Origin of the sequence: Kribbella sp. NPDC050281, from assembly GCF_040655855.1 — a bacterium.
Classification (GTDB): domain Bacteria; phylum Actinomycetota; class Actinomycetes; order Propionibacteriales; family Kribbellaceae; genus Kribbella.
Map to the genome: position 1 here is coordinate 24,006 of NZ_JBFAKS010000064.1, position 11,114 is coordinate 35,119.

Sequence of the window (11,114 nt, forward strand, 5' to 3'; positions counted from 1 at the left end):
CTGGCACGGATCGCGAACGGGGCATTTCTCCCCTCGTGAAATGGATTTCCCAGCGGGGCCGAACGGCCTAAGGTGGCCATCCAAGAGATCCCGGCCGCCCCTTGGAGATCCCATGGACCACACCCCCGACCTCAGCGAATGCTCCAATCCGGCGTGCGGTGGATCGTGCCCGCGCGCCGGGGTGGGACGACGAACCTTCCTGTCCATCAGCGCGGCCGGTGTCGGCATGCTCGCGGCGCCCGGGATGCTTCAAACGGCCCAGGCCATCACGCGGATGCCTGCGCTCACCCCGGAGCGGATCGCGGAACTGACGGTCCGCGGTACGCCGACGGAGTACGCCGGTGCTGCGCTGGCGAAGATCGGCATGCCGGTCGGCGGCGGTTGCGCCGGCCAGGTCTACCTCTCCGGTGACGGAAGGCTGTGGGCGTGGGACGTCTCGAACGCGCTGACCTTCCCGTTGGGCGGCGCGGACTTCGCCGGTACGCACTACGCCGTACCGCTGTCCGCGGACGCCGACGGCGCGACCCGGTTCCGGCAGGGCTTCGTACTGCGCGCCGGCGGCGGGACTCGGACCGTCGACGCGAAGGGCTTCGGCGACGTCCGGTTCACCGGGCAATACCCGATCGGCCGGGTGGCTTACAAGTCGTCGGACAGTCCGGTCGAGGTGACGCTCGAGGCGTTCTCGCCGTTCGTCCCGCTGGCTACGGCCGACTCGACGCTGCCGGCCACGATCATGGCCTTCACGCTGCACAACACCTCCGCAGAGCCGGTCGACGCGACGCTGCTCGGGTACTCCGAGAACCCGGTCTGCCTGGACAGCAGGCGCAGCCAGCCGACCACTCAGCGCGCGACGGCGTACGCGTCGGGGATCGAGTGGTCGGCGGCGGACCCATCGGCTTCGAACAGCGACGACATCCTCTTCGAGGAGTGGGACAGCGACACGTACGACGGCTGGACGGCGAGCGGCGATGCGTTCGGGACCGGGCCGGTGCGAGCGGCCGACACTCCCTCGCTGATGCAGCGCTTCGGTGACCTGAACATCTCCGGCAGCCGTTTCGTCACGTCGTACAACTTCCGGCTGAGCGGCGGGCCGGACGACCGCACCGGCACGCTGACCAGCACGCCGTTCGAGATCACCCGCCGGTACGTCGCGGTCGCGCTCGGCGGCGGCAATCAGCCTGGCAAGGTCTGTGTCAACGTCGTGGTCGACGGTGCGGTCGTGGCCAGCGCGACCGGCAGCGACAGCGAGCCGTTGGTCGGGCGGATGCTCGATGTCGGCGAGTACGCAGGGCGGACCGCGCAGATCCAGCTGGTCGACTCGGCGACCGGCGCGTGGGCACACCTCAACTGCGGCAGCATCACGTTCACCGACCGCGCCGACATCGTCTTCGAGGACTGGGAGCGGACGGACTACTCCGGCTGGACGGTGACCGGTACGGCGTTCGGCGCGGGTCCGGTCACGGTGGCAGAGACGCCGGAGAACTTCCGCCGGCCGTTCGGCAACCGCACTGAGTTGAACGTCTCCGGCAGCCGCTTCGTCACCTCGTACGACTTCCGGAGTGGCTCGTACGACAGCCCGCAGGGATCGCTGACCAGCCGGGTCTTCACCATCGACCGTGCGTACATCACCGTGTGGACCGGCGGCGGCAGCAACCCGAGCACCACTGCGGTCAATCTGCTCGTCGACGGCGAAGTAGTTGCCACAGCCAACGGTAGTGACATCGAGCCGCTGGACGCGATCTGCTGGGCGGTCGGCCCCTGGGCGGGACGGTCGGCGCAGATCCAGATCGTCGATCGATCCAGCGGCGGCTGGGGTCACGTGAACGTCGACCGGATCATCTTCAGCGACCGCCCGATCCGCCGGCAGCCGGTGGCCGATCGTACCGACGCAGGCTCCTTCACGATGGCCACGCTGGAGAAGAAGGCCGTCGTCCGTCGATCAGTCGCGGCGTGGTCGACCCCGGACGAGTTGTTCGACGCCGCGGACGGACCGGCTGAGGTCGACGGTGCGGCCACTCAGGTCGGCACGGTCGCCGTGAAGGTCGCACTGCGGCCCGGTGAATCGCGCACGGTGCGGTTCGTCCAGGGCTGGTTCTTCCCGACGCCCGAACGCCGGCTGTTCAGCAGCCTGGTCGGCGGATCGACGCTGATGCGGCACTACAGCACCCGCTTCGGCTCCGCGCGCCAAGTGGCGCAGTACGTCGCCACGCACATCCATCGGCTCGAATCCGGGACGCGCGAATGGGTCCGGACCTGGTACGACGACTCGACGCTGCCGCACTGGTTCCTCGAACGCGCGCTGGCCACGGCGTCGACGCTTGCCACCGGCACCTGCCACCGCTGGCAGGACGGGCGGTTCTACGCCTGGGAAGGAACGTACTGCTGCTCGGGCACCTGCGCGCACGTCTGGAACTACGCCCAGGCGATCGCCCGGCTGTTCCCCGACCTCGAACGCGACACCCGCGAACGGGTCGACCTCGGCATCGCCTACAAGCCGACCGGCGAGATCGGGAATCGCGGCGAGTCGCCGGACGCCTCCTCCTCGTTCGCCGACGGCCACTGCGGCACGATCCTGCGCATCTACCGCGAACACCAGATGAGCCCGGACGCCGCCTTCCTGACGCGGGTCTGGCCGAAGGTCAAGGTGTCAGTCGACTACCTCGTCTCCGCCCGCGACGGATCTGACCAGGACGGGATCTTCCGCGGCGGGCAGTGGAACACCCTCGACACCGAGTGGTTCGGCGAGATCCCCTGGCTGAGTGGGCTGTACGTCGCAGCCCTGCGCGCTGCGGCCGCGATGGCGACCGAGGTGGGCGACACCGCCGCGGCCTCGACGTACACCACGATCGCCGACCGCGGATCGTCGTACCTGAACGGACCGCTGTGGAACCAGACCTATGGGTACTACGTGCACAAGGTCGACCCGGCGCATCCGGTGCCGAGCACGAACCGAGGTGTGTTCGTCGACCAGCTGTACGGGGAGACGTACGCCGCTCAGCTCGGACTGCCGCGGGTGTTCGAGGCCGACAAGGCCCGGACCGCGCTGACCAGCGTCTACCGCAACAACTTCCAGCCGAGCCCGTCGGCGTACCGGCCGCCGGGGATCGGTCCGGGTCGCGTCTACAGCACCGACGGTGAGGCCGGCACGGTGATGGTGGCCTGGCCGAACGGCGGATCCACGGAGAGCGGCGGGCACCCGTACTTCAACGAGGTCTGGACCGGGCAGGAGCACCAGTTCGCGGCCCACCTGTTCGCCGAGGGGATGGCGGCCGAGGGGCTTGCGGTGACGCGGGCCGTGTACGACCGCTACCACGGCGAGAAACGCAACCCGTACAACGAGATCGAGGCGAGCGACCACTACGCGCGGGCGATGATGAGCTTCGGCACCTATCTGGCCGCATGCGGGTACGAGTACCACGGTCCACGCGGTCATCTCGGGTTCGCGCCGCGGCTGACCCCTGACGAGTTCGCCTGTGCCTTCACCGCCGCCGAGGGCTGGGGGCGCTACAGCCAGACGCGCGACACCGGAACGCAGACAGCCGTCCTCGACATCCGCCACGGCCGCCTCCGGCTGAACACCCTCTCCTTCGAAACCGCTACCCCAGCCACCTCTGTAGCCGTCAAGCTCGACGGCAAGCCCCACCCGGCCACCCTCACCACCACCGGCACCCGCGCCGTCGTCACGCTCACCCGGCCGACGATGGTCACCCCCGGCAAGCCCCTCACCATCACCCTCACCACGGAGTGACACTGTCTGTCAGCAGGCGGCGGCGCGTTCGAGGAGGAGGGTGCGTTCGCGTTCGTTGCGGGTCAGGGCGGCGGCCTTCTCGAACTCGGCGCGGGCCTCGTCGAACCGGCCGAGCTTGAACAGCAGGTCGCCGCGGACGCTCGGCAGCAGGTGGTAGTCCTTCAGCGACGGCTCCTCGGCGAGCGCGTCGACGGCCGCCAGACCACGCTCCGGGCCGAAGGCCATCGAGATCGCCACCGCCTGGTTGAGCTCGACCACCGGCGACGGAGTGACTTGCGCGAGTACGGCGTACAGGCCGGCGATCCGAGCCCAGTCGGTGTCCTCCGGGTCGGCGGCGCGGGCATGGCAGGCGGCGATCGCGGCCTGGAGAAGGTACGCGCCGGGCGGCTTCTCCAGCGCCCAGGCGCGGTCGAGACCTTCGAGGCCTCGGCGAATCAGCAGCCGGTCCCACCGGCGGCGGTCCTGGTCGAGCAGCAGAACCGGCTCACCCTCGGGACCGATCCGCGCGTTGGCGCGGGAGGACTGCAGCTCCATCAGGGCGAGCAGTCCCAGGACTTCGGGCTCGTCGGGCATCAGCCCTACCAGCAGCCGGCCGAGCCGCATCGCCTCGTTGCACAGAGCCGGCCGCATCCAGTCGTCGCCGGCGGTCGCGGAGTACCCCTCGTTGTAGATCAGGTAGACGACCTCGAGCACGCTCGACAACCGCTCGAACAGGTCGTCGCCGGCCGGCACCTCGAACTCGACACCCGCCTTGGCGAGGTTGCGCTTGGCCCGGACGATCCGCTGGGCGATCGTCGCCTCCGGGGCCAGGAACGCGCGCGCGATCTCGTCGGTCTTCAGGCCGCCGAGGAGCTTCAGCGTCAGCGTCACCCGGGCGTCCGTGGTCAGCACCGGGTGGCAGGCGGTGAACACCAACCGGAGCAGGTCGTCCTCGATGTGGTCCTCGAGAATCGCTTCCACGTCGTCCTCGACACTGTCGCCGTCGATCTCCAGCTCGTGGCCCATCTCGACCAACTTGCGCTGGTACGTCTCCTTGCGCCGGATCAGGTCGATCGCGCGACGCTTGGCGATCGCCATCAGCCAGGCACCCGGGTTGTTCGGTACGCCGGACTCCGGCCACTGCTCGAGCGCCGCCACCAGCGCGTCCTGGGCCAGCTCCTCGGCCAGCCCGACGTCCCGCACGATCCGGGCAACACCCGCGATGATCCGCGCCGACTCGATCCGCCATACGGCGTCAACCGCCCCGCGCGCCTCCGTAACCGTCACCCGCCGATAGAACAACACCGACAGGCCAACATCAACCCACCCCCCAGCCCGCCCCGGTCGTGTCCGGAGCGGGCGGGGCTTGTTTCCGGAAAGTTCTGGTCGCTGGGCGCCAATTTGTTTCCGGAAACCTGGCGGATCAGTTCTGGAAGATGTCGGAGTCGGGGCCGAAGTCGGATTCTTCGACCACGCGGCGGACCTCGACCTCGCTGCCGAGGGCTTCGGCCAGGCGGGCGGCCCACTCGACCGCCTCGTCGCGGTTGCGGACCTCCACGACGATGACGCCGCCGATGAGCTCCTTGGTCTCGGCGAACGGGCCGTCGGTGACCGTGCGTTTGCCGTCGTCCACCTTCACCCGGGCGCCGAGCGAACTGCGGTGCACACCCTCCGCGAACAGCAGGACACCCGCCTTGGACAGGTCCTCCACCACCTTGCCGACCGCCTCGGCCACCTCCGGCGGCGGAAACTTCCCGGCCTCGGTCTCGGCGTCTGCCTTGTTGATGATCATGTAGCGCATCGCTGCCGCTCCTCGTCGTCTCGGTCGATCACTTACTCTCACGTCGAGCGGCCCACCACCAGATCGACACACGCCGAGAGCAGATTTCCTTGACCTCAAGATTGGTTGAGGTAACAGACTGTCGTTCATGACTTCGACGACGGAACTGATGGGCACGGACGAGCGAGAGATCCGTGATCTGGTGGCGCGGGCCGATCACGCGCAGTCGGACGCGGTGGTGCTGCCCGACCTGCACACCGACGAGATGGTGATCGTCAACATCGCCGGGCGCCGGCTGTTCGGGCGGGAGGCGTTCGCTCAGGCGATGAGCGCGGCTCTTGACTCCGCACTCAAAGACGTCCGGACCAGTGTGGAGATCCTCGACATCCGAGCCTTGACCACGGACGCCGTACTCGTGAGCTGCCTCAAGACGGTGCACGACAACCGGCCGGACGCCGAACCCGGCGCTCTCCCGGCAACAGGCGCACTGACGTACGTCGCGCTGCGGACAGCCACGGGCTGGCGGCTCGCCCTGGCCCAGACCACTCCGATCCAGTAGGCGGATCAGTTCGGCTGGTCGCCGTTGGGCTGGTACGCGCAGGCATCGGCGAGGTTCTGCGTCGGACCTGGCGGGTTCGTGGTCTTGTCCGAGGGCTTGCCGGTGGTCGGCGGGGTGCTGGGCTGGTCGGCGGGCTCCTCGAGCGCCTTCTCGATCGTCTCGCGCATCCCGTCGTAGTCCGGGTGCAGGTACTTCATCCGCAGCTTCGACACGTCGAGGTTCACGTTCGAGACCGTGCCCGACTTCACCCTGAGCGCCAGTTCGACCAGCGCGGGCAGGAGCTCCTGCGGGATGTCGGTGCGCAGCAGGTGCCGCCCGGCCGTCGCGATCGCCTTGTACTTCGTGGCCAGCGTGGCCGGGTCGGCCGCGTCGACCATCGCGTTGATCGTGCAGCGCTGGCGGATCTGCCGCTGGTCGTCGTCTGCGCCGTACCGCCCGCGGGCGAACCAGAGCGCGCGCCGGCCGTCGAGGTGCTGGCGCGGTCCCGGCTCGATCCAGTTCTTCGGCGGGATGTGCGCACTGCTGATCCCGCCCATCGCGACGCGCTCGTTGACGTTGACCGTGATCCCACCGAGTGCGTTGACCAGCTCCGGGAAGCCGGTCAGGTTCACCTGCAGGTAGTAGTCGAGCTTCAGCCCGGTCGCCTCGCCGACGGACTGCTTGAGTACGTCGGCCCCCTCGTTGTCCGACGGGCCGAGAATGCCGGGGTGCGCGTCCGGGATGTTCTGGTACATCGCGGTCAGCATCCACTCCAGCCGACCCTCGAGACTCAGCCCTTCCTTGCCGAAGCCGTCCGGGTAGAACCTGTGCAGCGGCGAGTCCTTCGGGAACGGCATGAAGGTCAGCTGCCGCGGCATCGAGATCAACGCGGTGTTGCCGGTCTTGGTGTCGATGCTTGCCACGATCACCGTGTCGGTCCGGACGCCCGGCCGGCCCGGCTCATCGTCACCACCGAGCAGCAGCAGGTTGAGCCGCGGCTTGTCCTTCCACGGGTCCTCGACATCGGCGATCGACGGTCGGGTCGCGCTCTTGCTCTCCTCCTGCGCGGCGAACACGTCCTGTACCAGGGTCCGCTGCGCCAGCACACTCTGTACGCCGAGCGCCGTCGGAGCCGCGATCGCGAAGCACAGCACGCCGACGAACATCGCGCCGACCGCACGCCCGCCGGCACCACCGGTTGCCGGCCGCAACGACCGGTGCGAGGCCACGATCACCACGATCCAACCGAACCCCAACGCCGCGATCGCCACCGACCCTGCCAGCAGCCGGCTCGGTACGACGGCTGCCGCGAGCACCTCGTCGCGCCGGGTCAGACCGATGTACACGCCGAGTCCGACCACCCCGAGGGTCAAGGTGAGAACGAACGCGCCGATGATGCGGCGCCCGCCGGCGATCAGTCCGGTCCCGGGCAACAGGGCGCCCAGTAGCGTCAGGCCCAGGAGGTTCGGCACTGATCGTGGCCGAGTCCCTACCGGGCGCGAACTCGTCCCCATGGCTCCCCTGTTCGCCGTCCCCAGGTCCAGTGTGCGTCAAGTCCCGCACCTGCACCCCTTCAGACGTGTTACAGGGTCGAACGGTTGTCATACGGGGAGATGACCGCCCGCGAATCCTTCGGTCTCGACGAGGGTCCGGACGACCACGGCGACCTGAGCCGGCGGGCTCCACCTGGCCGGGTCGGCCTTCGGCATCGCGGCACGGTTGGCGGGGGTGTCGATGGTCGCGGGGATGATCGTGTTCACCCGAATGCCGTCATGCGCGTACTCCGCGTGCAGGGCGTCGGCGAACGCGAGTACGCCGGCCTTCGCGGTGATGTACCCGGCCGCCCCGGAGAACGGCCGCAGCGCCGCACCGCTCGCCGTACACACGATCGCTCCCCCGCCCGCGGCGAGCAGATGCGGCAGCACCGCCTGAGTGATCAGGTACGTCGGTCGCAGGTTGAGGCGGAGTTGCTCCTCGAAATCGTCGATCGAGGTCTCGTGCACCCGCGCCCCGGACGCGAAGCCGCCGACCAGGTTCACCAGCGCGGTCAGTGGCGCGGCCTCGTCCGAGGTGGCCAGCGCGACGACGTCCGCCGTACCGGCCGGGTCGAACGGGTCGGCGAGCACCGGGTTGAGCGCCGGATGCGTCCCGAGCCGGGCCAGTGACTCCTCGGTCCGGCCCGGTACGACGACCCGCCAGCCGGACTGCAGGAACTCCGCCGTCACCGCGGCCCCGAGCGCACCGGTGCCTCCGGCAACCACCACCGTCCAGCTCATCGACGTCCTCGCTTCGCTCCGGGCGCCGATGAGGCGCGACATGGGCTGTGCTTGATGATGAACTCGCTGCGCTCGTTCATGGTCGGAGCTTAATCGGGTGCGCCCGGAGGACAGCAGGGTCTACGGTCGTCGGTTGTGCGGATTCTGATGCTGGGCGGGAACGGGTTTGTCGGGCGCGCGATCCTCCTGGACGCGCTGCAGCACGGCGCCGAGGTGGCGTCCTTCAGCCGAGGCAAGAGCGGGACCACCGAGCTGCCACCGGCGGTGACGCAACTGGTCGGGGATCGGGACTCCGGCGACTACGAGGCGCTGCGGACCGGCAAGTGGGATGCGGTCGTCGATCTCAGTGCCTTCCAGAGCAAGCAGGTCGATGAGGCGATGGACGTGCTGGGCGACCGCGTCGGGCGGTACGTGTTCGTCTCCAGCCATGCGGTCTATGTACGCGATCTGCCGCCGGGGACCACCGAGGACGCGCCGCGCCGGGCACCCATGCGGGCGGCCGACGTACTCACGAACGACACGTACGGCCCGTGCAAGGTCGCCTGTGAGGACGACGTGCTCGAGCGGTACGGCGAGCGCGCGACGATCGTCCGGCCGGGGAAGGTCACGGGTCCTGGCGACTATTCGGACACGCCCCTCTACTGGGTACGACGGGGTGCGCGGGGCGGCCGGGTCGCGTTGCCGACACGGCCGGAGCAGCCGCTGCAGCTGATCGACAGCCGGGATCTCGGGCGGCTCGTGGTGCAACTGATCGTCGACGAACGGCCTGGTGCGTTCAACGGGATCGGCCCGGACAGCACGATCGGCGAACTGATCGAGACCGCAGCCGCTGTCGCCGGCACCTCGGTCGAGCTGGTGCAGATCCCGGCGAACGCCGTACCCGAGCGCTTTCCCCTGATGGAGCCTGAGGCCGAGTGGCCGTCTCGCCAACGCGACCAGTCCAAGTCCCGCGCCGCCGGCCTGCCCGTCACTCCCCTACGCCGAACAGTCGAAGACCTCTACCGCTGGGACCTCGACCGGGGCACACCTGCCATCGAAGCCGGCATCACCCCAGCACAAGAAGCCCACCTACTCAGGCAGAGCTAGCGTCCGGCCTGCGTCCCGAGCCGCGTTGATCGAACGGGTGAGCGTGTCCTTCAAAGCCGCGGCCTCGTCGGCGAAGCCTTGGACCACTGAGGTGTCGCCGGCTGGTTCGGTGCGGGCCAGGAGTTCGATGTAGCGGTCGCCGTCCTCCAGGGCGGCCTCGGCGCGGAGTGCGGCGTCGGCTGAGCGGACGCGGTCGGCGTACCGATCCAGCAGATCGACCTTGCGCTTGATCGCCTCGACCGACAACGCGAGCGCTCGGCGCTGTGGCCCGAGCACGGCCTCCAGCTCGGCCGTCGCCATCCCCCGGGCAACCTCACGCTGCCGAGCGCGCAGCACGGTCTGCTCACGCAACACCTGGGCGACATCCCACAGCTGCTCCGGCAACACCAGTTCGTTCTTCACGTCATCGAGCAACCCACGCCGCGTAACCGTTGCCTCAAGCACCGTTTTGACCGCACGCTGCGCCCGCCCGATCAACCGGCCCGCGTCCTCGTCGAAGTCCTCCGGCAGCAGGTACTTCCCATGCTGCAGGCGGACCGCCTTGTGCCCGCGATCCTCCACCGCCGACTTCACGAGGACACCACCGGTCGCGAGTACGGCGAGCCCGGCCAGCGCGACCGCGCCCCACGCCGCCACCGCCGTCGGCAGGAAGCCGGCCATGAAGATCAGCGCGAGGATCCAGCCGCCGACGCACACCGCGATCCAGACCAGCAGCGTGCCGAAGGTGTTGCCGGGCGCAACCGACCAGGACGTCTGCCGCTTCGGGCGCGGTGCGTCGGCCGGGACGAACAGCTCGGGCCGGTGCTCGTACAGACGCCGTACGCCCTCGGTCACGTCAGGCGCGAACACTGGCTCCATCGGCCACCTCCCGCGGACCTCAACACTGTCAGCACTCAGCGTAGCCGGGCGAGAGTCTTTTCCAGACCGTCCAGGACGAGGTCGAGACCGAACTCGAACAGCCGGTCCAGGTCGTAGTCGAACTCGAAGTCGTCCGCGAGCAGCTCGCGGAACGCGGTCAGGTTCCCCGCGGTGATCAGTGCGGCCAGCTGATCGCCCTGCCGGTCGGCCCACTCGTCCGCGGTCAGCCCGGTGTCCTGCTCGGCGTACGCCTCGGTCTCCATTGCCAGCGCGACACCACGGACGAACGCGAACACACTGATCGCGGCGTACAACGCATTGCTCTTGTCCACCCCGAAGGCACTCACGGCGCGCAGGACGGCATCGGTGTGCGGGAGAAGATTCGGCACCAGTTGCGGCCGGCCGAGACTGATCGCACTCGCCAGCCAGAGATGCCGCCGGTACGCCGCCCACTGCAGTCGCGCCGCAACGGCGATCCCGTCCCGCCAGTTCGCCGGCGGCTCCGCCGGGAGCGGGAACTCCGCCATCGCGGTGTCGACCATCTGCAACACCAGCGCGTCCTTGCCGCCGACGTACCGATAGAGCGCCATCGTCGACACCCCGAGCTCGGCCGCGATCCGCCGCATCGACAGCGCCGCCAGCCCTTCGGCGTCCGCGATCGCGATCCCCATGCGCACGACCTCGTCGCGATTCAGATCCAGCACCGGCCGATCGGCGACAGCAGGCTGCGCGGCCCGATCCTGACGACGGACGGCCCGAGGAGGGCCGACGCGCGACCGGCTACGGGTCCAAGTCGGAGGCGCTGGCCACGCTCGGCATCGTCGGCCCGACCCACATGGACTATCCGAG

The 11,114-nt window shown here is 69.2% G+C and carries 9 protein-coding genes; 3 read left to right on the top strand and 6 right to left on the bottom strand.

What is annotated here, in order from left to right:
• Window positions 1-112 precede the first annotated feature (112 nt).
• Window positions 113-3,748, top strand: coding sequence for a GH116 family glycosyl hydrolase (locus tag AB0I34_RS41530; RefSeq protein WP_360457307.1), 3,636 nt, complete (start codon window positions 113-115; stop codon window positions 3,746-3,748).
• 9 nt (window positions 3,749-3,757) lie between these two features.
• On the opposite strand, the gene AB0I34_RS41535 is transcribed toward AB0I34_RS41530, so the two are convergent.
• Together AB0I34_RS41535 and AB0I34_RS41540 are read right to left on the bottom strand one after the other, a co-directional pair.
• On the bottom strand, window positions 3,758-5,014 hold the full coding sequence (locus tag AB0I34_RS41535; RefSeq protein WP_360457310.1) for an RNA polymerase sigma factor: 1,257 nt from the start codon (window positions 5,012-5,014) through the stop codon (window positions 3,758-3,760).
• A 136-nt stretch (window positions 5,015-5,150) separates the two neighbouring features.
• Window positions 5,151-5,528, bottom strand: coding sequence for a YciI family protein (locus tag AB0I34_RS41540; RefSeq protein WP_360457313.1), 378 nt, complete (start codon window positions 5,526-5,528; stop codon window positions 5,151-5,153).
• 127 nt (window positions 5,529-5,655) lie between these two features.
• Between AB0I34_RS41540 and AB0I34_RS41545 the strand changes: the two genes are divergently transcribed.
• Entirely contained in the window at window positions 5,656-6,066 is a 411-nt protein-coding gene (locus AB0I34_RS41545; RefSeq protein ID WP_360457317.1) for an SgcJ/EcaC family oxidoreductase, read from the top strand.
• Window positions 6,067-6,071: 5 nt separating this feature from the next.
• Here AB0I34_RS41545 and AB0I34_RS41550 read toward each other — a convergent pair whose 3' ends face one another.
• On the bottom strand, window positions 6,072-7,517 hold the full coding sequence (locus tag AB0I34_RS41550; RefSeq protein ID WP_360457320.1) for an LCP family protein: 1,446 nt from the start codon (window positions 7,515-7,517) through the stop codon (window positions 6,072-6,074).
• Between the two features lie 129 nt (window positions 7,518-7,646).
• Window positions 7,647-8,321 (bottom strand): SDR family oxidoreductase, encoded by a 675-nt coding sequence (locus AB0I34_RS41555; RefSeq protein ID WP_360457323.1) that lies wholly within the window; start codon window positions 8,319-8,321, stop codon window positions 7,647-7,649.
• 135 nt (window positions 8,322-8,456) lie between these two features.
• Here AB0I34_RS41555 and AB0I34_RS41560 point away from each other — a divergent pair, with 135 nt between their 5' ends.
• On the top strand, window positions 8,457-9,407 hold the full coding sequence (locus AB0I34_RS41560; protein WP_360457326.1) for an NAD-dependent epimerase/dehydratase family protein: 951 nt from the start codon (window positions 8,457-8,459) through the stop codon (window positions 9,405-9,407).
• On the opposite strand, the gene AB0I34_RS41565 is transcribed toward AB0I34_RS41560, so the two are convergent.
• Window positions 9,390-10,265 carry a hypothetical protein gene (locus AB0I34_RS41565; protein ID WP_360457329.1) on the bottom strand — a complete coding sequence of 292 codons (876 nt, stop codon included), beginning with the start codon at window positions 10,263-10,265 and terminating at the stop codon, window positions 9,390-9,392. The two genes, AB0I34_RS41560 and AB0I34_RS41565, sit on opposite strands and share 18 nt — an antisense overlap.
• A 35-nt stretch (window positions 10,266-10,300) precedes the next feature.
• Window positions 10,301-10,936: a TetR/AcrR family transcriptional regulator gene (locus AB0I34_RS41570; RefSeq protein WP_360457331.1), complete on the bottom strand. Its 636-nt coding sequence runs from the start codon at window positions 10,934-10,936 to the stop codon at window positions 10,301-10,303.
• Window positions 10,937-11,114: the final 178 nt, after the last annotated feature.

What these genes read in the sequence shown, in the direction of transcription:
- AB0I34_RS41530 (WP_360457307.1), top strand. Translation starts at nt 113, where the DNA reads ATGGACCACACCCCCGACCTCAGCGAATGCTCCAATCCGGCGTGCGGT.
- AB0I34_RS41540 (WP_360457313.1), bottom strand. Translation starts at nt 5,528, where the DNA reads ATGCGCTACATGATCATCAACAAGGCAGACGCCGAGACCGAGGCCGGG.
- AB0I34_RS41545 (WP_360457317.1), top strand. Translation starts at nt 5,656, where the DNA reads ATGACTTCGACGACGGAACTGATGGGCACGGACGAGCGAGAGATCCGT.
- AB0I34_RS41555 (WP_360457323.1), bottom strand. Translation starts at nt 8,321, where the DNA reads ATGAGCTGGACGGTGGTGGTTGCCGGAGGCACCGGTGCGCTCGGGGCC.
- AB0I34_RS41565 (WP_360457329.1), bottom strand. Translation starts at nt 10,265, where the DNA reads ATGGAGCCAGTGTTCGCGCCTGACGTGACCGAGGGCGTACGGCGTCTG.
- AB0I34_RS41570 (WP_360457331.1), bottom strand. Translation starts at nt 10,936, where the DNA reads ATGGGGATCGCGATCGCGGACGCCGAAGGGCTGGCGGCGCTGTCGATG.